The organism is Kitasatospora sp. GAS204B, from assembly GCF_029892155.1.
Lineage (GTDB): Bacteria > Actinomycetota > Actinomycetes > Streptomycetales > Streptomycetaceae > Kitasatospora.
The window spans coordinates 22,387-45,492 of sequence record NZ_JARZAG010000042.1; the positions used below are offsets into that span (position 1 = coordinate 22,387).

The window sequence follows — 23,106 nt, forward strand, 5'->3', positions numbered from 1 at the left end:
CGTGCCCAAGCGCACTGACATCAAGTCCGTTCTGGTCATCGGTTCCGGCCCGATCGTGATCGGCCAGGCGGCCGAGTTCGACTACTCCGGCACCCAGGCCTGCCGCGTGCTGCGGGCCGAGGGCCTGCGGGTCGTGCTGGTGAACTCCAACCCGGCGACGATCATGACCGACCCGGAGATCGCCGACGCCACCTACGTCGAGCCGATCACCCCCGAGTTCGTCGAGAAGATCATCGCCAAGGAGCGCCCCGACGTGCTCCTGCCCACCCTGGGCGGCCAGACCGCGCTGAACACCGCGATCTCGCTGCACCAGGCGGGCACCCTGGAGAAGTACGGCGTGGAGCTGATCGGCGCCAACGTCGAGGCGATCAACAAGGGCGAGGACCGCCAGCTGTTCAAGGAGGTCGTCGAGGCCGTCAACGCCAAGATCGGCCACGGCGAGTCGGCCCGCTCGGTGATCTGCCACTCGATGGACGACGTGATCGCGGGCGTCGAGACGCTCGGCGGCTACCCGGTCGTGGTCCGCCCCTCCTTCACCATGGGCGGCGCCGGCTCCGGCTTCGCGCACGACGAGGAGGACCTGCGCCGGATCGCCGGCCAGGGCCTGACCCTGTCGCCGACCACCGAGGTGCTCCTGGAGGAGTCCATCCTCGGCTGGAAGGAGTACGAGCTCGAGCTGATGCGCGACAAGAACGACAACGTCGTGGTCGTCTGCTCGATCGAGAACTTCGACCCGATGGGCGTGCACACCGGCGACTCGATCACCGTCGCGCCGGCCATGACGCTGACCGACCGCGAGTACCAGATCCTGCGCGACATCGGCATCGCGGTGATCCGCGAGGTCGGCGTCGACACCGGTGGCTGCAACATCCAGTTCGCGGTCAACCCGGAGGACGGCCGGGTCATCGTGATCGAGATGAACCCCCGGGTCTCCCGCTCCTCGGCGCTCGCCTCCAAGGCCACCGGCTTCCCGATCGCCAAGATCGCCGCCAAGCTGGCCGTCGGCTACACCCTGGACGAGATCCCCAACGACATCACCGAGCAGACGCCGGCCTCCTTCGAGCCGACCCTGGACTACGTGGTGGTCAAGGTCCCGCGGTTCGCCTTCGAGAAGTTCCCGTCGGCCGACGCCACGCTGACCACCACCATGAAGTCGGTCGGCGAGGCCATGGCGATGGGCCGCAACTTCCCCGAGGCGCTGAACAAGGCGCTGCGCTCGCTGGAGAAGAAGGGCTCCCAGTTCAGCTGGATCGGCGAACCGGGCGAGAAGGACGAGCTGCTGACGAAGGCTCAGGTCCCGACCGACGGTCGGATCAACACCGTGATGCAGGCGATCCGGGCCGGCGCCACCCAGGAGGAGGTGTTCGAGGCCACCAAGATCGACCCGTGGTTCGTCGACCAGCTCTTCCTGCTGAACGAGATCGCCGCGGAGCTGGCCCAGACCGCCGAGCTCGACCCCGAGCTGCTGCGCCACGCCAAGCGGCACGGCTTCTCCGACCAGCAGATCGGCGAGATCCGCGGCCTCAAGCCGGACGTGGTCCGCGAGGTGCGGCACGCGCTCGGCATCCGCCCGGTCTTCAAGACGGTCGACACCTGCGCCGCCGAATTCGCCGCCAGGACCCCGTACTTCTACTCCTCCTACGACGAGGAGAACGAGGTCGCCCCGCGCACCAAGCCCGCGGTGATCATCCTCGGCTCGGGTCCGAACCGGATCGGCCAGGGCATCGAGTTCGACTACTCCTGCGTGCACGCCTCCTTCGCGCTCGCCGAGGCCGGCTACGAGACCGTCATGGTCAACTGCAACCCGGAGACCGTCTCCACCGACTACGACACCTCCGACCGGCTCTACTTCGAGCCGCTCACCCTGGAGGACGTGCTGGAGATCGTGCACGCCGAGTCGCAGGCGGGGCCGCTGGCCGGCGTCATCGTGCAGCTCGGCGGCCAGACCCCGCTCGGCCTGGCGCAGGCGCTCAAGGACAACGGCGTGCCGATCGTCGGCACCCAGCCCGAGGCGATCGACCTCGCCGAGGAGCGCGGCGCGTTCGGCCGGGTGCTGCGGGACGCCGGCCTGCCGGCCCCCAAGCACGGCACCGCCTTCTCCTTCGAGGAGGCCAAGGCGATCGCCGACGAGATCGGCTACCCGGTGCTGGCCCGCCCGTCCTACGTGCTCGGCGGGCGCGGCATGGAGATCGTCTACGACGAGCCCAGCCTCGCCTCCTACCTGGAGCGGCACGCCGGGCTGATCTCCGAGCACCCGGTGCTGATCGACCGCTTCCTGGACGACGCGGTGGAGATCGACGTCGACGCGCTCTACGACGGCACCGAGCTCTACCTCGGCGGCGTGATGGAGCACATCGAGGAGGCCGGCATCCACTCGGGCGACTCGGCCTGCGCGCTGCCGCCGATCACCCTGGGCGGCTACGACATCAAGCGGCTGCGGACCTCCACCGAGGCGATCGCCCGCGGCGTCGGGGTGCGCGGTCTGATCAACATCCAGTTCGCGCTGGCCGGGGACATCCTCTACGTCCTGGAGGCCAACCCGCGCGCCTCCCGGACCGTCCCGTTCACCTCCAAGGCGACCGCCGTGCCGCTGGCCAAGGCGGCGGCCCGGATCTCGCTCGGCGCCACCATCGCCGAGCTGCGCGCCGAGGGCATGCTGCCGGCCGAGGGCGACGGCGGCACGCTGCCGGCCGACTGCCCGATCTCGGTCAAGGAGGCCGTGATGCCGTGGAGCCGCTTCCGCGACATCCACGGGCGCGGCGTGGACACCGTGCTCGGCCCGGAGATGCGCTCGACCGGTGAGGTCATGGGCATCGACACGGTCTTCGGCACCTCCTACGCCAAGGCCCAGGCCGGCGCCTACGGCGCGCTGCCGACCAAGGGCAAGGTCTTCGTCTCGGTGGCCAACCGGGACAAGCGCAACCTGGTCTTCCCGGCCCGGGCGCTGGTCGAGCTGGGCTTCGAGGTGCTCGCCACGGCCGGCACCGCCGAGGTGCTGCAGCGCGGCGGCATCCCGTCCACGCTGGTGCGCAAGCACAGCGAGGGCCAGGGCCCGAACGGCGAGCGGACCATCGTGCAGCTGATCCACGACGGCGAGGTCGACCTGATCATCAACACGCCGTACGGCACCGGCGGCCGCCTGGACGGCTACGAGATCCGCACCGCCGCGGTCTCCCGGGGCGTGCCCTGCCTGACCACTGTGCAGGCGATGGGCGCGGCCGTGCAGGGCATCGACGCGATGACCCGGGGCGACGTCGGGGTGATGTCGCTGCAGGAGCACGCGGCGCTGATCAACTCCAGCCGCAAGTAGCAGGATCCTGTGTGGGAGGCACCCAGTCTGGGTGCCTCCCACACCCATGTGAGGAAGGCGCCGCGCGCGTGTACAAGCAGCTTTTCAACCTGGTCTTCCGCAAGATGGACCCCGAGAAGGCCCACCACCTGGCCTTCTTCTGGATCCGGCTGGCCGCCTCGGTGCCGGGCCTGCGCCAGCTGGTCGCCCTGGTGCTCGCGCCGCGCGACGCGGCGCTGCGCACCACCGCGCTCGGCCTGGACCTGCCGGGTCCGTTCGGGCTCGGCGCCGGCTTCGACAAGAACGCGATCGGGATCGACGGCCTGGCGATGCTCGGCTTCGACTACGTGGAGATCGGCACGGTCACCGGTGAGCCGCAGCCCGGCAACCCGGCGCCGCGGCTCTTCCGGCTGGTCGAGGACCGCGCGCTGATCAACCGGATGGGCTTCAACAACCAGGGCTCGGCCCGGATCGCGGCCCGCCTCGCGCAGCGCCAGCGCGGCTCGATGTCGCCGGTGGTCGGGGTGAACATCGGCAAGACCAAGGTGGTGGAGGAGGCCGACGCGGTCGCCGACTACGTCAAGAGCACCGAGCGGCTGGCCAAGCACGCGGACTACCTGGTGGTCAACGTCTCCTCGCCGAACACCCCGGGGCTGCGCAACCTCCAGGCCGTCTCGCACCTGGGCCCGCTGCTGAGCGCCGTGCGCGCGGCCGCCGACCAGGCCACCGCGCACCACGTGCCGCTGCTGGTGAAGATCGCGCCCGACCTGGCCGACGAGGACGTGGACGCGGTCGCCGATCTGGCGCTGGAGCTCGGCCTGGACGGCATCATCGCCACCAACACCACGATCGGCCGCGAGGGCCTGCTGGCGCCGGCCGCCCGGATCGAGCAGATCGGCATGGGCGGGCTCTCCGGGGCGCCGCTGAAGGACCGCTCGCTGGAGGTGCTCAAGCGGCTGCGCAAGCGGACCGAGGGGCGCCTGGTGCTGGTCTCGGTCGGCGGGATCGAGACCGCCGAGGACGCCTGGCAGCGGATCGTGGCCGGCGCCGACCTGGTCCAGGGGTACACCGGGTTCATCTACGAGGGCCCGTTCTGGATGCGCCGGGTGCACCAGGGGCTGGGCCGGCGGCTGCGGCAGGCGGGCTTCAAGAGCATTGCCGAGGCGGTGGGTTCGGGCGCCTGAGGGCCGTACCCGAATTGACATGATCATCTGATGATCTGTCATAAATCGGGGCAATGTGACATTCGCCGGACGGGTTTGGGAGAGTTCCGGGAGCCAGCGAACCGACAGGACCGGTCGAAAGGGGCCCAAGGATGGCCAACCCCCTGCAGCTGCGGGCCGAGGTGCTCGCCAACCACCCCGAAGGGGCCTGCCACCGCTTGGTGCTGCACGCCCCCGGTGTGCCGCAGCGGGTGCGGCCCGGGCACTTCGCCACCCTGGCGGTGGGCGACGAGAGCTCGGCGCTGCCACTGCGCCGGGCCTTCTCGATCCACCGGGCCGACCCGGCGGCCGGCACCGTCGAGCTGGTGATCGCCGCTCGCGGGGCCGGCAGCCGGCAGCTGGCCGCTGCCCGGGTGGGCGAGCGGCTCGACCTGATCGCCCCGCTCGGCACCCCCTTCCCGCTGCCGGACGGCCCGGTCAGCGCGCTGCTGGTGGCCGGTGGCCACCGCGGCGCGCCGCTCTTCGCGCTCGGCGCCGAGATCCAGCGGCGCGGCGGGCAGGTCGGCTTCCTGCTGGCCGCTGCCACCGCCGAGCGGCTGTACGGGGTCGAGCAGGCCCGGGCGCTCACCCAGGACGTGCTGGTGCTCACCGAGGACGGCTCGCTCGGCCTGACCGGCCGGGCGACCGACCCGCTGGCCGAGGCGATCCGGGCGATCGGGGCCGGCGTGGTCTACGCCTGCGGGCCGATGGGGATGCTGCGGCAGGTCACCGAGATCGCCGCCGAGCAAGGGGTGCGCACCCACGTCGCGGTCGAGGCGGCGATGGCCTGCGGCACCGGGATCTGCATGACCTGCGTGCTGCCGGTGGTCGGCGAGGACGGCCGCAGCCGTTTCGTGCGGGCCTGCACCGACGGGCCGGTGTTCGAGGGCGCCAGGGTGCGCTGGGCGGACATCGGGACGGTGCCCGCCGACCTGGAAGGCGCCGCGGCGATGCGCGGTGCGACGGGGGGAGAGGCCTGATGGACCCGCAGGACGTCGACCTCAGCGCCCCGCTCGGCGCGCTCACCCTGCCCAACCCGCTCAGCACCGCCTCCGGCTGCGCGGGCTACGGGCGCGAGCTGGCCAGATTCGTCCCGCTGGACGAGTTGGGCACCGTCACGACCAAGACGATCATGCCCTACCCCCGGTCCGGCGAGGCCACCCCGCGGATGGCCGAGACGCCCGCCGGGATGCTCAACTCGATCGGGCTGCAGGGCTCGGGCATCGAGCACTTCGTCCGGCACGAGCTGCCCTGGCTGGCCGAGCGCGGCGCCCGGGTGCTGGTCTCGATCGCCGGTCAGCGCCTGGAGGAGTTCACCGAGACGGCCGAGCGGCTGAACGGACAGCCGGGCCTGGTCGGCCTGGAACTCAACATCTCCTGCCCCAACCTGGCCGACCGCGGCCTGGTCTTCGGCCGCAATCCCGCCACCTCGTACGACGTGGTGCGCGCCGTGCGCAAGGTCGCCGACCCCGAACTGCCCATCTACGCCAAGCTCTCGCCCGACGTCACCTCGATCACCGAGATCGCCGCCGCCTGCGGGCACGCCGGGGCCGACGGCCTGTCGATGATCAACACCGCCCTGGGCCTGGCCGTCGACCTGGACACCATGCGCCCCGCGCTGGCGGCCGGCGCCGGCGGGCTCTCCGGGCCCGCGCTGCGCCCGATCGCGGTGCGCTGCGTCTACGAGGTGCACGCCGCGATGCTCGCCGGGCGGATCCCGCAGGTGCCGATCCTCGGCATGGGCGGCATCCGCAGCGGCCGGGACGCGCTGGAGTTCACCCTGGCCGGGGCCAGCGGGGTGGCGGTGGGGACCGCCCTCTTCCAGGACCCGGCCGCGCCGCGGCGGATCCTCGCCGAGCTGCGCACCGAGCTGGCCGCCCGCGGCTTCGCCAAGTACACCGACGCGGTGGGGTTCGCCCACCGCCCCGACCCGTCCTGAAAGGACGTCATGACTCTCGCCCCCTTCGGCGCCCGGCTGCGCCAGGCCATGGACGACCGCGGCCAGCTCTGCGTCGGCATCGACCCGCACGCCGCCCTGCTCTCCGCCTGGGGTCTGGGCGACGACCTGGCCGGCCTGGAGGCCTTCAGCCGCACCGTGGTCGAGGCGCTCGCCGACCGGGTCGCCGTGCTCAAGCCGCAGGCCGCCTTCTTCGAGCGGTTCGGCAGCAAGGGCGTCGCCGTGCTGGAGCGCACCGTCGCCGAGGCCCGGGCGGCCGGCGCGCTGGTGCTGATGGACGCCAAGCGCGGCGACATCGGCTCGACCATGGCCGCCTACGCCGAGGCCTTCCTGCGGCCCGACAGCCCGCTCTTCTCCGACGCCCTCACGGTCAGCCCCTACCTCGGCTTCGGTTCGCTGCGCCCGGCGCTCGACCTGGCCCGCGAGCAGGGCTGCGGCATCTTCGCACTCGCCCTCACCTCCAACCCGGAGGGCTTCGAGGTGCAGCGCGCCGTGGCCGCGGACGGGGTGAGCGTGGCGCAGCGGGTGCTGCGCCACCTGGCGGCCGAGAACGCCGACGCCCGGCCGCTCGGCTCGTTCGGCGCGGTGGTCGGCGCGACGCTGGCCGACGCGGGCGTGGACCTGGCGATCAACGGCCCGCTGCTGGCCCCCGGAATCGGCGCCCAGGGCGCGACCATGGCCGACCTGCCGCGGGTCTTCGGGGCGGCCGTACCCGACGTGGTACCGAGCGTCAGCCGCGATGTGCTCAAGCACGGACCCTCGGTCACGGCGCTGCGGGAGGCCGCACAGCGCTTCGTCGACGATGTGAGGGCTGTCACACTCGCTTGACGAACAGGGCCCAAACCGGGCCGATTTCTCCCGAAAAGTCCTGGCCTACCTGTGCTGACCAGGACTTTTCGGCTTCTTTTCCTGACGTGGGCGCGCAATCCGGGTAGTGTCCGGCGGTAGGTACCCACGGCGGTGAGTTTCTCGTTGCTCTCGCAGGTCAGAGCGGCTAGGTTCCACTGCGGTCGCAGCCTCAACAGGCTGTGGCAGGCGCCTGGTTCGACCAATGTCCTAGCACTTCAATTCCTTCCAGACCCTGAGGTGAACGGCGTGGCTCTTCCGCCCCTTACCCCTGAACAGCGCGCGGCCGCGCTGGCCAAGGCCGCCGAGGCTCGCCGGGAGCGCGCCGAGGTGAAGAACCGGCTCAAGCACTCGGGCGCCTCCCTGCACGAGGTGATCAAGGCCGGCAAGGCCGACAACGAGGTCATCGGCAAGATGAAGGTCTCCGCGCTGCTGGAGAGCCTCCCGGGCGTCGGCAAGGTCCGCGCCAAGCAGATCATGGAGCGGCTCGGCATCAGCGAGAGCCGTCGGGTTCGCGGCCTCGGCACGAACCAGATCGCCTCCCTGGAGCGGGAGTTCGGCGGCACGCCGTCCTGATCGGGGGCCGACCGGTTCGCCGGTCGTTCGGCCGACCGCCTCCCGGTGGTCTCCGGTTCGTCCAGAATCCGGGATAATCGGGGCATGAGTGAACGTCCGCGGCTGACCGTGCTCTCCGGCCCTTCGGGGGTCGGCAAGAGCACGGTCGTCGCTCATCTGAGGCAGCAGCATCCCGAGGTCTGGCTCTCGGTGTCGGCGACCACCCGGCACCCGCGGCCCGGCGAGAAGGACGGGGTCCACTACCACTTCGTCGACAGCGACGAGTTCGACAAGCTAGTCGCCAACGGCGAACTGCTGGAGTGGGCCGTCTTCGCCGGCAACAAGTACGGCACCCCGCGCGCGGCGGTCGAGGAGAAGCTGGAACGCGGCGTACCCGTGGTGCTGGAGATCGACCTGCAGGGTGCGCGCCAGGTGCGGGAGTCGATGCCGCAGGCGCAGCTGGTCTTCCTGGCCCCGCCGAGCTGGGAGGAGCTGGTGCGCCGGCTCACCGGGCGCGGCACCGAACCGCAGGAGGTCATCGACGAGCGGCTGGCCGCCGCGAAGGTCGAGCTGGCGGCGGAGCCGGAGTTCGACACCACGCTGGTGAACAACTCGGTCGAGCAGGTGACGGCCGAGCTGCTAGCCTTGCTCGGTGTAGCCTGACCTTTTCTTTTCCATCTTTCGGAAGGTTTTCGCGTGTCCTCTTCTATGACCGCGCCCGAGGGCATCATCAACCCGCCGATCGACGAGCTGCTTGAGGCCACGGACTCGAAGTACAGCCTGGTGATCTACGCGGCCAAGCGCGCGCGTCAGATCAACGCGTACTACTCGCAGCTGGGCGAGGGTCTGCTGGAATACGTCGGCCCGCTGGTCGACACCCACGTGCACGAGAAGCCGCTGTCGATCGCGCTGCGCGAGATCAACGCCGGCATGCTGACCGCCGAGGCCGTCGACGTCGCCTGACGGCAGCGTCTGATGCGCACAGGCTGATGTGCCTTCAAGGGGCCCACCGGATCCGTCCGGTGGGCCCCTTGGCATGTCCGGGGGCTGGTGGCTCTAAGGTGAGCTGGTGAGTGAGACGAGCCCCTCGCGGCAGCCCCAGGTGGTCCTCGGTGTCAGCGGCGGGATCGCCGCCTACAAGGCGTGCGAGCTGCTGCGCCGGTTCAGCGAGTCCGGGCACCAGGTCACCGTGGTGCCGACCGCGGCGGCGCTGCACTTCGTCGGCGAGGCCACCTGGGCCGCGCTCTCCGGCCGGCCGGCCGCCACCGAGACCTGGGACCGGGTGCACGAGGTCCCGCACGTGCGGATCGGGCAGCGGGCCGACCTGGTGGTGGTCGCGCCCGCCACCGCCGACCTCCTCGCCAAGGCCGCCCACGGCCTGGCCGACGACCTGCTCACCAACACCCTGCTGACCGCCCGCTGCCCGGTGGTCTTCGCACCCGCGATGCACACCGAGATGTGGGAGCACGCCGCGACCCAGGAGAACGTCGCCAGCCTGCGCCGGCGCGGCGCGATCGTGCTGGAACCGGCGGTCGGCCGGCTGACCGGGGTGGACACCGGCAAGGGCCGGCTGCCCGATCCGGACGCGATCTTCGCCGCCTGCCGCCGGGTGCTGTCCGGCCGCGCGGGGCAGGCCGACCTGGCCGGCCGTCACGTGGTCGTCTCGGCCGGTGGCACCCGTGAGCCGCTGGACCCGGTGCGCTACCTGGGCAACCGCTCCTCCGGCAAGCAGGGCTACGCACTCGCCGTGACCGCCGCCGCGCGCGGCGCCCGGGTCACCCTGCTGGCCGCCAACGTGGAGCTGCCGGACCCGGCCGGGGTGGCTGTGGTCAACGTCACCACCGCCCTCGAGCTGCGCGAAGCCGCCGTGAAGGCGGCGGCCGAGGCGGACGTGGTGGTGATGGCCGCCGCGGTCGCCGACTTCCGGCCGGCCGAGTACGCCGCGGTGAAGATCAAGAAGAAGGACGGTGCGGAGCCCGCGCCGGTCGCCCTGGTGCGCAATCCGGACATCCTCGCCGAGCTGTCCGGCAGCCGGGCGCGCCCCGGACAGCTGGTGGTCGGCTTCGCCGCCGAGACCGACCAGGTGCTGGCCAACGGTCGGGCCAAGCTGGCCCGCAAGGGTTGCGACCTGCTGGTGGTGAACGAGGTGGGCGAGGGCCGGGCCTTCGGTACGGACACCAACGAGGCCGTGGTGCTGGGCGCCGACGGTTCCGAGACGCCGATCGCGCCCGGGCCCAAGGAGGACGTCGCGGACGCGATCTGGGATCTGGTGGCCGCGCGGCTCGGGGTGCCCAGCCACTGAGACAACGCGTCCATAAACGTGCTGGGGAGTGTTGATCGGCGATAGCCGACCGTTACACTCCAGGAATCAAGTCTTTCCGGATGCCCCGGCCCGGCCGGGAGCGTTCAGTCAGCAGCCGCTGCAACCCCAGGGAGCGCTGTGTCTCGCCGCCTGTTCACCTCGGAGTCCGTCACCGAGGGACACCCCGACAAGATCGCTGACCAGATCAGCGACACCATCCTCGACGCCCTCCTCAAGGACGACCCGACCTCCCGGGTCGCCGTGGAGACGCTGATCACCACCGGCCAGGTGCACGTCGCCGGTGAGGTCACCACCAAGGCGTACGCGCCGATCGCGCAGCTGGTCCGGGAGAAGATCCTGGAGATCGGGTACGACAGCTCGAAGAAGGGCTTCGACGGCGCCTCCTGCGGCGTCTCGGTCTCGATCGGGTCGCAGTCCCCGGACATCGCGCAGGGTGTGGACAGCGCTCACGAACACCGCGTCGAGGGCGACGAGGACGAGCTGGACCGTCAGGGCGCCGGCGACCAGGGTCTGATGTTCGGCTACGCGTGCGACGACACGCCCGAGCTGATGCCGCTGCCGATCACCCTGGCGCACCGCCTGTCGCGCCGGCTGACCGAGGTGCGCAAGAACGGGACCATCCCGTACCTGCGCCCGGACGGCAAGACCCAGGTCACCATCGAGTACGACGGCGACAAGGCCGTGCGCCTGGACACCGTGGTGGTCTCCACCCAGCACGCCAGCGACATCGACCTGGACTCGCTGCTGGCGCCCGACATCCGCGAGTTCGTGGTGGAGCCGGTGCTGGCCGGGCTGACCATCGACACCTCGGACTTCCGCCTGCTGGTGAACCCGACCGGCCGCTTCGAGATCGGCGGCCCGATGGGCGACGCCGGCCTGACCGGCCGCAAGATCATCATCGACACCTACGGCGGCATGGCCCGCCACGGTGGCGGCGCCTTCTCCGGCAAGGACCCGTCCAAGGTCGACCGCTCGGCCGCCTACGCGATGCGCTGGGTCGCCAAGAACATCGTCGCCGCGGGCCTGGCCACCCGCGCCGAGGTGCAGGTCGCGTACGCGATCGGCAAGGCGGAGCCGGTGGGCCTGTTCGTGGAGACCTTCGGCACCGAGACCGTCCCGGTGCTGAAGATCCAGGAGGCCGTCACCCAGGTCTTCGACCTGCGCCCGGCTGCGATCATCCGCGACCTGGACCTGCTGCGCCCGATCTACTCCCAGACCGCCGCCTACGGCCACTTCGGCCGTGAGCTGCCGGACTTCACCTGGGAGCGCACCGACCGCGCCGAGCAGCTGAAGGCGGCCGCTCAGGCCTGAGGCCGCGCCTGTTCGACAGACCGCAGCGGCGGTGACCTCCCGGCAGGGGGGCACCGCCGCTGCGGTCTGTCCGTGTCCGGACAGACCCTGGGTGCGGTGGTCCGGGGCTGTCGGTGCGGCGTGGTACGACTGGAGCGATCAAGCTCGGCAGGAAGGGGGTGGAGAGGCAGATGAGCGGCGACGACACCCCGCCCGGCGGGCCGCCCGAGCAGCTGGCGCTGATCCGCGAGACGGTCCGCCGGGCCAAGCCGCGCACCTGGCGCGGGGCGCACCTGGCCGAGGAGCTGCCGGTGGCCCGCGTCGTGGTCGACAAGGGCCTGCTCCATCTCGACCAGTTCTTCGACTACGCCGTGCCCGTCGCGATGGCGGACCAGGCTCAGCCGGGCGTCCGGGTCCGAGTCCGGTTCGGGGCCCGGGTGGGCGCCGGCGGCCGCCGGGAGGGCGGCGAGCTGCACGACGGGTTCATCGTCGCCCGCCTCGCCGGCACCGACTACGCCGGGCCGCTGGCCCCGCTGGCCCAGGTGCTCTCGCCCGAGCGGGTGCTGACCCCGCACCTGCTGAAGCTCAGCCGGACCGTCGCCGACCGCTACGCCGGCACGCTGGCCGACGTGCTGCAGCTCGCCGTGCCGCCCCGGCACGCCAAGGCCGAGGCCGAGGCCGAGCCCTCGCCCGCCCCGCTGCCGCCGCCCGCCGCCCCGGCCGCCGGCGGCTGGCAGCGCTACCCGCAGGGCCCCGAGTACCTGACCGCGGTCACGGCCGGGCACGCCCCGCGCGCGGTCTGGACGGCACTGCCGGGGCCCGACTGGCCGCGCGAGATCGCCACCGCCGTCGTCGCCGCGCTGGCCGGCGGTCGTGGCGCGCTGGTGGTGCTGCCCGACGGACGGGCCGTCGCCCGGGTCGACGCCGCCTTGACCGAGCTGCTCGGCGGCCCCGAGCGGCACGCCGTGCTGACCGCCGACCTCGGCCCGAAGGAGCGCTACCGCAACTGGCTGGCCGTCAGCCGGGGTTCGGTGCGCGCCGTGATCGGCACCCGCGCCACGGTCTTCGCACCGGTGCACGACCTCGGCCTGCTGATCGTCTGGTCGGACGGCGACAGCAGCCACAGCGACCCGCGCACCCCGCACCCGCACGTGCGCGAGGTCGCGCTGCTGCGCGCCGCCGAGGAGGGCGCCGCCGTGCTGCTCGGCGGGCTCGCGATGACGGTGGAGGGCGCGCAACTGCTGCGCACCGGCTGGGCGCGCCCGCTGGCCGCCGACCGGGCGACGGTCCGCGAGACCGCGCCCCGGGTGCGCACCGTCGAGGAGGGCGACCAGGCCAGGGACGCCGCGGCGCAGGCCGCCCGGCTGCCGACGGTGGCCTGGCAGGCGGCCCGGGAGGCGCTGCGCAGCGGTCCGGTGCTGGTCCAGGTGCCGCGCCGCGGCTACGTTCCCCGGCTGGCCTGCGGGCGTTGCCGCACCCCGGCCCGCTGCAGGCACTGCGCCGGGCCGCTGGAGGCGCTCGGCGCGGAGCAGGCGCTCCGGTGCGCCTGGTGCGGGATCGTCGCCGAGGACTGGCACTGCGAGGAGTGCGGCTCGTTCCGGCTGCGCGCGCAGGTGGTCGGGGCGAGGCGGACGGCCGAGGAGCTGGGCAAGGCGTTTCCCGGGATCCCGGTGCGCACCTCGGGCCGGGACGCGGTGCTGGCGAGCGTGCCGGGGGAGCCGGCTCTGGTGATCTCCACGCCCGGGGCCGAACCGGTGGCCGACGGCGGCGGGTACGCGGCCGCGCTGCTGCTGGACGGCTGGGCGCTGCTCGGCCGCCCCGACCTGCGCTCGGGTGAGGAGGCGCTGCGGCTCTGGCTGGCGGCCGCCGCGCTGGTCCGCCCGGCGGGGGAGGGCGGGCTGGTGGTGATCGTGGCCGAGCCCACCGCGCGGCCGGTGCAGGCACTGGTCCGCTGGGATCCGGCCGGGCACGCCGATCTGGAGCTGGCGGAGCGGGCCCAGCTCGGCTTCCCGCCGGTCTCCCGGATGGCGGCGGTCACCGGGACCCCGAGCGCGGTGGCCGATCTGCTGGCGGTGACCCGGCTGCCGGAGGGGGCGGATGTGCTCGGCCCGGTGCCGCTGCCGCCGCTGCGCGGTCAGGAGCAGGAGCGCGCGCTGTTGCGGGTGCGCCCCGGTCAGGGCGGTGCGCTGGCAGGGGCGTTGAAGGCGGCGCAGATCGCGCGGGTGGCGCTGCGCGGGGCGGAGCCGGTGAAGGTGCGGATCGATCCGCTGGACATCGGCTGAGGTGGTGTCGGCCGCCCCACCGGGCGGCCTTGGCGCCTGGCCGGGGCCCGCAGGGGGCCGGCCAGGCGCGCGCCGCGCGGGTGGTGCGTACGGGTCGTCGGCGGCGAGGTCAGCCGCGCAGCGGGACCCCGGAGCGGTCGAGGCCGCCTTGGCGGGCGGCCGGCACCGAGCGGGCCAGCGCCGCCGAGGCCGGTTCCGGAGCGGGCGCCGGCTCCTCGACGAGGCGATCGTCGCGCGAGGTGGTGGGGGCGGGCAGCGAGGTGCCGAGCGCCGGCCCGGCAGCGGCCGTGCCGCCCGCCGCCCCGAGCAGCTCGGTGGCCGAGCGGCGCATCCCGTAACGGCGGTGCACCGCCTGCTTGGTCACCCCGAGGGCGGAGCCCACCGAGTCCCAGGAGAAGCCGAGCGCCCGGTCGAACTCCACCGCCGCCGCGACCAGCGTCTCCACGCTCTCGCGCAGCTCCTGGGCCAGGCGAACGGTCGGCGCGGGCGCCCGGCCGTACACCACGAAGCCGCCGGAGCTGCTGGGGCGGCGCGGTCGGTAGACGTTGCCCAGCTGGGCGGTCAGCGTCCGCAGGGCGTCGACCTGGCGGCGGACCCGTTCGATGTCCCGCACCAGCAGGTGCAGGCTCGCCCGTGCCCGGGTGTCGTGGTTGATCTGCTCGGCCATCGTGCTCAGGCCACCTTCCGTGCAAGTGATGGGGCCTCGCGCCGGCCCGGTGAAACTCACGGTCAATCTGCCTTGACCAACGCCGAAGCAGGGTCCGGGGTCACGCGTCCGACAGGTCCGGTTCCGGGCGTCAGTGTTGAGCGTGTGCTCGGGCCGTGCTCGGGTTGCCGCTCGGCAGGTGCCCGGGCGGCGGGATCCGGCCTGCGGCGGGCGAGCCGGGCGGGGCCCGGGCGGTGGGACGCCACCGCATAGACTGACGTGCTGCCCGCGTGACCACCTGACCCGAGAAGGAGCCGCCGCCGTGGCGATCCAGCCGATCCGGATCTTCGGTGACCCGGTGCTGCGTGCCAAGGCGCAGCCCGTGACCACCTTCGACAAGGAACTGCGCACGCTGGTCAAGGACCTCACCGAGACCATGCTCGACGCGCCGGGCGCGGGCCTGGCCGCGCCCCAACTCGGCATCTCGCTGCGGGTCTTCACCTACCACGTGGACGGGGTGACGGGTCATCTGATCAACCCCGACCTGTCGCTGACCGAGGAGGAGCAGGAGGGCCCCGAGGGCTGCCTGTCGCTGCCCGGGCTGCGCTTCGACACCAAGCGCGCGTACGGCGTGGTGGCTCGCGGCTTCAACGAGTACGGAGACCCGGTCACCGTCGAGGGCACCGAGCTGCTGGCCCGCTGCATCCAGCACGAGACCGACCACCTGGACGGGATCATCTTCATCGACCGCCTCGATCGCGAGCTGCGCAGGGAGGCGATGCGGGCGATCCGCGAGGCCGACTGGGGCGGCGGGCCGGCGCCGCAGGTGCGGATATCGCCGCACAGCACCTTCGGCCCGGTTCGCTGATCGACCCTCAACTCACCCACAAACCAACTCACCCACAACCAACTCGCCCGCAATGAAAGGCACCTGCTTTGCGTCTCGTCTTCGCCGGAACCTCCGAGGTGGCCGTCCCCGCGCTGGAGGCGCTGCTCGCCTCCGAGCGGCACGAGGTGGTCGCGGTGGTCACCCGTCCCGACGCCCCCGCCGGGCGTGGGCGCAAGCTGGTCGCCAGCCCGGTCGGGCAACGGGCGGCGGAGGCCGGCATCGAGGTGCTCAAGCCCGCCAAGCCGAGCGAGCCGGAGTTCCTGGCGCGGCTGGCCGAGTTGGCCCCCGACTGCTGCCCCGTGGTCGCCTACGGCGCGCTGCTGCGCGAGCCGGCCCTGGAGATCCCCGCGCACGGCTGGGTCAACCTGCACTTCTCGCTGCTGCCGGCCTGGCGCGGCGCGGCGCCCGTCCAGCACGCGGTGCTGGCCGGCGACGAGGTGACCGGCGCCTCGACCTTCCGGATCGAGCGCGGCCTGGACTCCGGACCGGTCTTCGGCGTGATCACCGAGGAGATCCGGCCCACCGACACCAGCGGCGAACTGCTCGACCGGCTGGCCCGATCCGGTGCCGGCCTGCTGGCCGCGACCATGGACGGCATCGAGGACGGCAGCCTGCTCGCCGTTCCGCAGCCGGCCGACGGCATCACGCTGGCCCCGAAGATCAACGTCGAGGACGCCCGGATCGAGTGGAACCACCCCGCGCTGCGGATCGACCGCCTGGTGCGCGGCTGCGCGCCCGCGCCGGGCGCTTGGACGATGTTCCGGGGCGAGCGGCTGAAGCTCTCCGGGCCGGTGAAGCTGCTCACCGACAGCGCGGAGCTGGCTCCCGGCGAACTCGCGGTGAGCAAGAACGCGGTGCGGGCGGGCACCGGCAGCCACGACATCGAGCTCGGCGAGGTCCAGCCGCAGGGCAAGAAGCCGATGCGGGCGGCGGACTGGGCGCGCGGGGTGCGGATCGAGAGCGGCGAGCAGCTGGGCGCGGCCTGAGCCCCAGACCTGGGCTTGAGGTCTGAGCCTCAGCTTTAGCGTTACCGTTTCTGATAACTCCGCAGCACCTTGAGGTCCCCATGAGCACCCCCGCCACCCCGTCGAAGCCCGCCAAGCGCGGCGCGCCCCGCCCGCACCGCCGTCCGAAGAAGGACCCGGCGCGCAGCGTCGCCTTCCGTGCGCTGCGTGCCGTCGACGAGCGCGACGCCTACGCCAACCTGATCCTGCCCTCGCTGCTGCGCGAGGCCGAGCAGAAGGGCATGGACCGCCGCGACGCCGCGCTCGCCACCGAGCTGGTCTACGGCACGCTGCGCCTCCAGGGCACCTACGACGCGATCATCGCCGCCTGCATCGACCGCCCGCTGCGCGAGGTGGACCCGCCGGTGCTGGACGTCCTGTCGCTCGGCGCCCACCAGCTGCTCGCCACCCGGATCCCGACCCACGCCGCCGTCTCCGCGACCGTCGAGCTGGCCAGGGCCGAGGTCGGCGACGGCCGGGCCAAGTTCGTCAACGCGGTGCTGCGCCGGATCAGCGCCCAGGACCTGGAGGCCTGGATCGCCCAGGTCGCCCCGCCGTACGAGGCGGACGCCGAGGACCACCTCGCCGTGGTCCACTCGCACCCGCGCTGGGTGGTCGCCGCGCTCTGGGACTCGCTCGGCCGCTGGCAGCCGCAGGCCGCCGGGCGCTCGGCCGTCGAGGAACTGCTGCGGGCCGACAACGAGCGTCCCGAGGTCACCCTGGTGGCCCGCCCGGGCCGGATCGCGGCCGACGAGCTGGCCGCCGACCTGCCGGAGAGCACGCCCGGCCGCTGGTCCCCGTACGCGGTGCGGCTGGCCGAGGGCGGCGACCCCGGCTCGCTGCCGGCGATCCAGCAGAACCTGGCCGGCGTCCAGGACGAGGGCAGCCAGCTGGTCGCGCTGGCGCTGGCCGCGGCGCCCGTCGAGGGCAGCGACCGGCTCTGGCTGGACGGCTGCGCCGGCCCCGGTGGCAAGGCCGCGCTGCTCGGCGCGCTGGCCGCCGAGCGGGGCGCCGCGCTGGTGGCCAGCGAGCGCCAGCCGCACCGAGCCCGACTGGTGGCCAGGGCGCTGGACGGCAACCCCGGTCCGTACACCGTGATCACCGCCGACGGCACCAGGCCCGCCTGGCGGCCGGGCAGCTTCGACCGGGTACTGGTCGACGTGCCGTGCTCGGGCCTCGGCGCGCTGCGCCGCCGTCCCGAGTCGCGCTGGCGGCGCCGCCCGGAGGACGTGGCCGGCTTCGGCCAGCTCCAGCGCGACCTGCTGCGCTCGGCGCTGACCTCGGTCCGGGTCGGCGGCGTGGTCGGCTACGCGACCTGCTCGCCGCACCTGGCCGAGACCCGCGCGGTGGTCGACGACGTGCTGCGCGGCCGCGCGGACGTCGAATGGGTGGACGCCCGGCCGCTGCTGCCCGGCGTCCCGGCACTCGGCGAGGGCCCGGACGTCCAGCTCTGGCCCCACCTGCACGGGACGGACGCGATGTACCTGGCGCTGCTGCGGCGCACCGCGTGAGGGCTGCGACACGAGGGCTGCGACACGAGGGCTGTGACATGAGGGCTGTGACATGAGGGCTGTGACATGAGGATCGGGCCTGAGACGGCTTTCGACCCGGACGAGGTGCTCCCGCTCTACCAGGCGGTGGGGTGGGAGGGGTACACCCGCGACGTCGACAGGCTCGTCCGGGGCCTGGCGAACTCGCACCTGGTGATCACCGCCCGGGACGAGGCGGGCACGCTGCTCGGGCTTGCCCGGACGATCTCGGACGACGAGCACGTCTGCTACGTGCAGGACCTGCTGGTGGATCCGCGCTGCCGGCGGCAGGGGATCGGGCGGGCGCTGATGGCACATCTGACGGATCGTTACCGGCACTGCCGGTTCTTCCTGCTCTCGACGGACCACGAGTCGACCCCCGAGGGACCGCGCAACCACGCGTTCTACCGCGGGTTGGGGTTCATGTCGTTCGAGGAGAAGCGGATGTCGGGCTTCGGGCTGCCGCGCGTGCGGTGACCGGCTGCTACCCCGCTCGGAGGGCGATGGCCAGGGCCGGGACGTCGGCGCCGGGGAGCCGGTTGACCAGGACGGTGATCATGCGGTCAGCCTGAATGATCGTTTCAGAATGCCGTTCGGAGCCGCCGGAGGCAGATCATCGAGCGCAAGACCCGCAGCTCAACTCATTCTGAACTGATCACTTAGGCGACTTCGCCGACCGAGGCCGGAATACCGCGAGGGCGGGCGACGAGTTCACCATCGCGGTTGGGGCAAATGTCCCGCATCGCGTCACCTTGCGGCGCGCGGAATGTGCGCTTATGCAAGCAGATATGGGCGATCGAGGCGTGCGAAAGGACTGCGGTCCGGTTTTCTTCGCGGCGATCGCGTATCTCCAGGGCCATGTCACTTCTGTCGATGTCGGAGTTCCGTTGGTCCGACGGCCATCGGGCAAAGTTGAATGCCCATTGTCAATGCGGCGCTCTTCGACAGGAAGCATCGACCGGGACGAAATCGCCCAAGTCAGGCTGCTGCACGAAGTTCGTATCCGTACACGTGTCGATCCCCTTGACGGTACTGTCTTTCAACCGTGAATCTGTCAATCAGCCACGTGGACAAGTGAGTTCAGTCAGTCCTGAAAGGACCACAGTGATGAGCAGTCCAGAGGCGATCGAGCGCCTTGCCGCCGATTTCATTCACCGGCCCTACGAGCTCTACGCCAGGCTGCGCGCCGAGGGCCCGGTCAAGGAGATCGTGATGCCGCACGGCGTCAAGGTCTGGATCGTCACGCGCTACGACGACGTGCGGATGTTACTGGCCGACGATCGGGTCAGCAAGGACGGAAGACGGGTCAACCAGCTCTACGCGAGACACTCGGGGGCCGACGAGTCGTCGACCAGCTTCAACGACGACCTGACGGCCCACATGCTCAACTCGGACCCGCCCAAGCACACCAGGCTGCGCAAGCTGGTGGCCCGAGAGTTCACCACCCGCCGAGTGGAGCAGATCCGGTCGCGGATCGTCGCGATGGTGGACGAGCTGCTGGACCGGATGGAAGAGCGGGACGAGGTCGACCTGGTGGCCGACTACGCGGTCCCGATCCCCATCACCGTGATCGCGGAGCTGCTGGGGATCCCGGCTGACGACCGGGCGCTGTTCCTGGGCTGGGCCACCACGCTGGTCGGGGCCGACCACGCGCCCGAGGAGGTGGAGGCCGCCTCCACCGCGGTCATCGACTACGCAAAGCAACTGATGGAGCGCAAGCGCGCACAGCCCCAGGACGACCTGCTCAGCGGCCTGGTGCACGCCACCGATGACGGCGAGTCGATGTCCGAGGCGGAACTGGTCGCGATGTTCTTCCTGCTGGTGGTCGCCGGCCAGGAGGCGTCGACGCACATGATCGGCAACTCCATCCTGGCGCTGCTGCGCAACCCGGAGCAGTTGGCCAAGCTGACCGGCGCCCCGGAGCTGTACGGGTCGGCCTTTGACGAGTTGATGCGCTACGACAGCCCGGTCAGCATTGCCAGCTTCCGGTTCACCAAGGAGCCGATCCCGCTGAGCGACGGCGTGACCATCCCGGCCGAGGAGATCCTGGTCCTCTCGCTGGGTTCGGCCGGCCGGGACCCGCACAAGTTCGAGCAGCCCGAGGTCCTGGACGTCACCCGCAAGCACACCGGTGTGCTGAGCTTCGGCCACGGCGTGCACTACTGCGTCGGGGCGCCGCTGGCCCGGATGGAGGTCGAGATCGCGCTGCGCCGGCTCTTCGAGCGTTACCCGGAGCTGCGACTGGCTCGGCAGCCGCAGGAACTCCGTTACCGGAACAGCACGTTGATGCGCGGCCTGACGGCTCTCCCGGTCGCCACCAAGTAGCGACGCACACGACGGGGCGGCCCGGGACATCTCGTCCCGGGCCGCCCCGTCGTGTCAGCGGATCACGAACGCAGGTCGAGGGTACGGCACTTGACGCTGGACTGGTGCCCCGCTTCCACGGCGGGCGGCGGCGGTCAGGGCTCCACCAGTACCGTCAGCAGCTTGTCCAGGAAGCGCTCGAAGGACGCCTGTGGGTCCAGTGGCGCGTTGCCGGAGGCCAGCGCGCCGGCGATGTTCGGGTAGTCGCCGGTCAGCACGACGCCGGTCAGGTAGGTCACCAGGTCGCGCTGCCACTGCTGGACGTCCTGCCCGGAGGCCACGGTGGCACGTTCCCAGTCGACGAACTGGCAGGTGAAGCCGGTCAGCATGGCCAGCGCCTCCATCTTCTGGCCGCCGCTCAACTCGGTGTCGGCCAGCGCGCCGAGGAAGAACTCGGTGTAGCGCAGGCTGTTCGGGCCGAACGAGGCCCGGGTGCGGATGATCGTGACGGCCCACGGGTGGCGGCGCAGGATCGCCAGTTGCTGACCGGCCAGCAGCCGCAGGTCGGCGCGCCAGTCGCCGGACGGCTGGTCGGGCAGCTCGTACTCGGCGCAGACCGCGTCGAGCATCAGGTCGAGCAACTGCTCCTTCTTCGGCACGTAGTTGTAGAGCGACATGGTCCCGGCGCCCAGCTCGCCGGCGATCCGGCGCATCGTCACCGCGTCCAGCCCGTCGGCGTCGGCGATCTCCATCGCGGCGCGCGCGATCGAGGCGCGGCTGTGCGCGGGGCGCGGCCCGCGTCCGGTGCGCTCGGGGCGCAGCCAGATGAGCTCCGGCGATTCGGCACCGGGCTCGGGGGTGGCGTCGGGGGTGGGGCTGGACTTGCGGGACGGCACGGACGGATCACCTCTCGGGTCCCCATCCTAGAGGGGCCGCCAGTAGGGAGCGGTTCGACTGCCGGCCGGGCAGCCTTCTATTCCGTACCACGTACGTAGTACGCTGTTGCGCAGCACGCTTCTACGTACAACGTACCTAGATTCCGGAGGGAATCGTCATGTCCCGAGAACACCTCGCCGTCCGCGCCCAGGGTCTGACCAAGCGTTACGGCAAGACCCACGCGCTGGCCGGACTCGACCTGGCAGTTCCCGCCGGCACCGTCTACGGGCTGCTCGGCCCGAACGGCGCGGGCAAGACCACCGCCGTGCGGATCCTCGCCACGCTCGCCGCGCCCGACCAGGGCAGCGCCACGGTGGCCGGCTACGACGTGGTCACCGAGGCCGAGCAGGTGCGGCGCAGCATCGGCCTGGCCGGGCAGCACGCCGCCGTCGACGAGGGGATCACCGGTCGGGAGAACCTGCAGCTGGTCGGCCGCTTCCACCACCTCGGCGCCCGCGAGGCCCGCCGCCGCAGCGCCGAGCTGCTGGAGCGGTTCGGGCTCGCGCAGGTGGCCGACCGCCTGGTGCGCACCTACTCCGGCGGGCAGCGCCGTCGCCTCGACCTGATCGCCTGCCTGGTCACCAGCCCGCCGGTGCTCTTCCTCGACGAGCCGACCACCGGCCTCGACCCGCGCAGTCGCGGCGAGATCTGGGACGCGGTGCGGGAGTTGACCGGCACCGGTACCACGGTGCTGCTCACCACCCAGTACCTGGACGAGGCGGACCGGCTGGCCGACCAGGTCCTGGTGATCGGCCAGGGTCGGGCGATCGCCGACGGCCCACCCGACCGGCTCAAGGCCTCGATCGGCGCCCGGGTGGAGGTGGCGGTCGGCAACGTGGCTGAACTGCCCGCCGCCGCACGGGTGCTGGCCGCGCTGACCGGCGGAGAGCCGCAGACCGACGCCGACCGGCTGCTGGTCTCGGTGGTCTCGCTGCCCGGGTGCGAGGTCTCGCTGCCGCGCCTGGTACGGGCGTTGGACGAGGACGGGGTGGCCGCGCGGGACGTCGCGTTGCGGACTCCGACGTTGGACGACGTCTTCCTCGCGCTGACCGGCGACGCGGGTCCTGGTGCGGGTATCAGCGATGCGGGTATCAGCGATGCGGGTGTCGGCGACGCGGCTGTCGGCGATGCGGGTGTCGCGGCGGAGGTGGCGGCCTGATGTCCGTCGCGACTCCTGGCACCGTACGCCGGCCGGCTCTCGGGAGCCGGCGCCGCAGCCGCACCGATCCGCTCGCCGACGCGCTCACCTCGACCCGCCGGGTCCTGCTGCACTACCGCCACTCGCCCGGCCTGATGGCCGCCTCACTGGTGGTGCCGGTGGTGATGGTGGTGGTCTTCGGCTACGTCTTCGGCAGTGCGATGCGGGTGCCCGGCGGCAACTACCGCGAGTTCCTGATGCCGGGCCTGTTCGCGATGGTCAGCGTCAACGGGGTGATGCCGACCATGGTCGGCGCGGCCCGGGACCTGGACCGCGGCGCCGCCGACCGGATCCGCTCGATGCCGGTCTCGCGCTTCGGCGTGCTGCTCGGCACCGCGCTGGCCGACCTGCTGGTCAGCACCGTGGTGCTGGCGCTGCTCGCGGTGGTCGGCCTGCTGGTGGGCTGGCAGGCCCACCGCGGGTTCGGCGACGCGCTGGCTGGGTTCGGGCTGCTGCTGCTCTTCCGCTTCGTGATGACCTGGCTCGGCACCTGCCTGGGCCTGGCCGCGGGCCGGGAGGAGGTGGCCGGCCAACTGGCCATCCTGACCTTCCCGATCGGCATGGTGACAAACACCTTCGTCCCGACCGGCGGCCTGCCCGGCTGGCTGCGGGTGATCGCCGAGTGGAACCCGATCAGCTCGGTGGTGGCCGGGGCCCGGCAGCTGTTCGGCAACCCCGCCGGCAGCGGCCAGGGTTGGCCGCTGCACCACCCGGTGGCCGCGACGCTGCTCTGGTCGGCCCTGCTGATCGCGGTCTGCGGGCCGCTCGCGGTGCGCAGCTACCAGCAGCACGGTCGGTGACGCGCACGGCTCAGCGGACCTCTCAGTTGATGGTCCATCAGGTCGGTCTTCAGTGA

21 protein-coding genes are annotated in these 23,106 nt (G+C 72.3%); 18 read left to right on the forward strand and 3 right to left on the reverse strand.

Features of this window, described 5'->3' with window-relative positions:
* The first annotated feature begins 1 nt into the window (after position 1).
* The 11 genes from carB (at position 2) to P3T41_RS34500 (ending at position 13,744) form a co-directional block, all read left to right on the forward strand.
* A complete protein-coding gene (gene carB / locus P3T41_RS34450) occupies positions 2-3,310 on the forward strand; it encodes a carbamoyl-phosphate synthase large subunit (protein WP_280694582.1) in 3,309 nt (1,102 codons plus the stop codon).
* 68 nt (positions 3,311-3,378) lie between these two features.
* Positions 3,379-4,473 carry a quinone-dependent dihydroorotate dehydrogenase gene (locus tag P3T41_RS34455; RefSeq protein ID WP_280694583.1) on the forward strand — a complete coding sequence of 365 codons (1,095 nt, stop codon included), beginning with the start codon at positions 3,379-3,381 and terminating at the stop codon, positions 4,471-4,473.
* A 131-nt stretch (positions 4,474-4,604) separates the two neighbouring features.
* Complete coding sequence (locus P3T41_RS34460) at positions 4,605-5,471, forward strand: dihydroorotate dehydrogenase electron transfer subunit (protein ID WP_280694584.1); 867 nt, start codon at positions 4,605-4,607, stop codon at positions 5,469-5,471.
* Positions 5,471-6,430 (forward strand): dihydroorotate dehydrogenase, encoded by a 960-nt coding sequence (locus P3T41_RS34465; RefSeq protein WP_280694585.1) that lies wholly within the window; start codon positions 5,471-5,473, stop codon positions 6,428-6,430. The genes P3T41_RS34460 and P3T41_RS34465 overlap by 1 nt, the downstream gene beginning before the upstream one ends.
* Before the next feature lie 9 nt (positions 6,431-6,439).
* Positions 6,440-7,276, forward strand: a complete 837-nt coding sequence (gene pyrF, locus P3T41_RS34470) for an orotidine-5'-phosphate decarboxylase (RefSeq protein WP_280694586.1) — start codon at positions 6,440-6,442, stop codon at positions 7,274-7,276.
* A 267-nt stretch (positions 7,277-7,543) separates the two neighbouring features.
* Positions 7,544-7,870: an integration host factor, actinobacterial type gene (gene mihF / locus P3T41_RS34475; RefSeq protein WP_280694587.1), complete on the forward strand. Its 327-nt coding sequence runs from the start codon at positions 7,544-7,546 to the stop codon at positions 7,868-7,870.
* 84 nt (positions 7,871-7,954) lie between these two features.
* On the forward strand, positions 7,955-8,512 hold the full coding sequence (gene gmk / locus P3T41_RS34480) for a guanylate kinase (protein WP_280694588.1): 558 nt from the start codon (positions 7,955-7,957) through the stop codon (positions 8,510-8,512).
* A 33-nt stretch (positions 8,513-8,545) separates the two neighbouring features.
* Positions 8,546-8,812, forward strand: a complete 267-nt coding sequence (rpoZ, locus tag P3T41_RS34485) for a DNA-directed RNA polymerase subunit omega (RefSeq protein ID WP_035795751.1) — start codon at positions 8,546-8,548, stop codon at positions 8,810-8,812.
* 106 nt (positions 8,813-8,918) lie between these two features.
* Positions 8,919-10,151 (forward strand): bifunctional phosphopantothenoylcysteine decarboxylase/phosphopantothenate--cysteine ligase CoaBC, encoded by a 1,233-nt coding sequence (gene coaBC / locus P3T41_RS34490; protein ID WP_280694589.1) that lies wholly within the window; start codon positions 8,919-8,921, stop codon positions 10,149-10,151.
* Positions 10,152-10,289: 138 nt separating this feature from the next.
* The gene (metK, locus tag P3T41_RS34495) at positions 10,290-11,483 is read left to right on the forward strand and encodes a methionine adenosyltransferase (protein ID WP_280694590.1); all 1,194 of its coding nucleotides are present in this window, start codon (positions 10,290-10,292) and stop codon (positions 11,481-11,483) included.
* Positions 11,484-11,653: 170 nt separating this feature from the next.
* Positions 11,654-13,744 (forward strand): primosomal protein N', encoded by a 2,091-nt coding sequence (locus tag P3T41_RS34500; RefSeq protein WP_280694591.1) that lies wholly within the window; start codon positions 11,654-11,656, stop codon positions 13,742-13,744.
* 109 nt (positions 13,745-13,853) lie between these two features.
* On the opposite strand, the gene P3T41_RS34505 is transcribed toward P3T41_RS34500, so the two are convergent.
* Positions 13,854-14,411: a hypothetical protein gene (locus P3T41_RS34505; protein WP_280694592.1), complete on the reverse strand. Its 558-nt coding sequence runs from the start codon at positions 14,409-14,411 to the stop codon at positions 13,854-13,856.
* Positions 14,412-14,712: 301 nt separating this feature from the next.
* On the opposite strand from P3T41_RS34505, the gene def reads away from it, so the two are divergent.
* The 4 genes from def (at position 14,713) to P3T41_RS34525 (ending at position 18,289) form a co-directional block, all read left to right on the forward strand.
* Complete coding sequence (gene def, locus P3T41_RS34510) at positions 14,713-15,258, forward strand: peptide deformylase (protein WP_280694593.1); 546 nt, start codon at positions 14,713-14,715, stop codon at positions 15,256-15,258.
* A gap of 68 nt (positions 15,259-15,326) precedes the next feature.
* Positions 15,327-16,265, forward strand: coding sequence for a methionyl-tRNA formyltransferase (gene fmt / locus P3T41_RS34515; RefSeq protein ID WP_280694594.1), 939 nt, complete (start codon positions 15,327-15,329; stop codon positions 16,263-16,265).
* A gap of 80 nt (positions 16,266-16,345) precedes the next feature.
* Positions 16,346-17,794 carry a transcription antitermination factor NusB gene (locus tag P3T41_RS34520; RefSeq protein ID WP_280694595.1) on the forward strand — a complete coding sequence of 483 codons (1,449 nt, stop codon included), beginning with the start codon at positions 16,346-16,348 and terminating at the stop codon, positions 17,792-17,794.
* Positions 17,795-17,860: 66 nt separating this feature from the next.
* Positions 17,861-18,289: a GNAT family N-acetyltransferase gene (locus tag P3T41_RS34525; RefSeq protein ID WP_280694596.1), complete on the forward strand. Its 429-nt coding sequence runs from the start codon at positions 17,861-17,863 to the stop codon at positions 18,287-18,289.
* 182 nt (positions 18,290-18,471) lie between these two features.
* On the opposite strand, the gene P3T41_RS34530 is transcribed toward P3T41_RS34525, so the two are convergent.
* Positions 18,472-18,672, reverse strand: coding sequence for a DUF1272 domain-containing protein (locus P3T41_RS34530; protein ID WP_280694597.1), 201 nt, complete (start codon positions 18,670-18,672; stop codon positions 18,472-18,474).
* Between the two features lie 247 nt (positions 18,673-18,919).
* Between P3T41_RS34530 and P3T41_RS34535 the strand changes: the two genes are divergently transcribed.
* Positions 18,920-20,137, forward strand: coding sequence for a cytochrome P450 (locus tag P3T41_RS34535; protein ID WP_280694598.1), 1,218 nt, complete (start codon positions 18,920-18,922; stop codon positions 20,135-20,137).
* 134 nt (positions 20,138-20,271) lie between these two features.
* Here P3T41_RS34535 and P3T41_RS34540 read toward each other — a convergent pair whose 3' ends face one another.
* Positions 20,272-21,012 carry a TetR/AcrR family transcriptional regulator gene (locus P3T41_RS34540; RefSeq protein ID WP_280694599.1) on the reverse strand — a complete coding sequence of 247 codons (741 nt, stop codon included), beginning with the start codon at positions 21,010-21,012 and terminating at the stop codon, positions 20,272-20,274.
* Between the two features lie 158 nt (positions 21,013-21,170).
* On the opposite strand from P3T41_RS34540, the gene P3T41_RS34545 reads away from it, so the two are divergent.
* Both P3T41_RS34545 and P3T41_RS34550 read left to right on the forward strand, forming a co-directional pair.
* Entirely contained in the window at positions 21,171-22,211 is a 1,041-nt protein-coding gene (locus P3T41_RS34545) for an ATP-binding cassette domain-containing protein (protein ID WP_280694600.1), read from the forward strand.
* Positions 22,211-23,050, forward strand: a complete 840-nt coding sequence (locus P3T41_RS34550; RefSeq protein ID WP_280694601.1) for an ABC transporter permease — start codon at positions 22,211-22,213, stop codon at positions 23,048-23,050. The genes P3T41_RS34545 and P3T41_RS34550 overlap by 1 nt, the downstream gene beginning before the upstream one ends.
* The last annotated feature ends 56 nt before the right edge of the window (positions 23,051-23,106 follow it).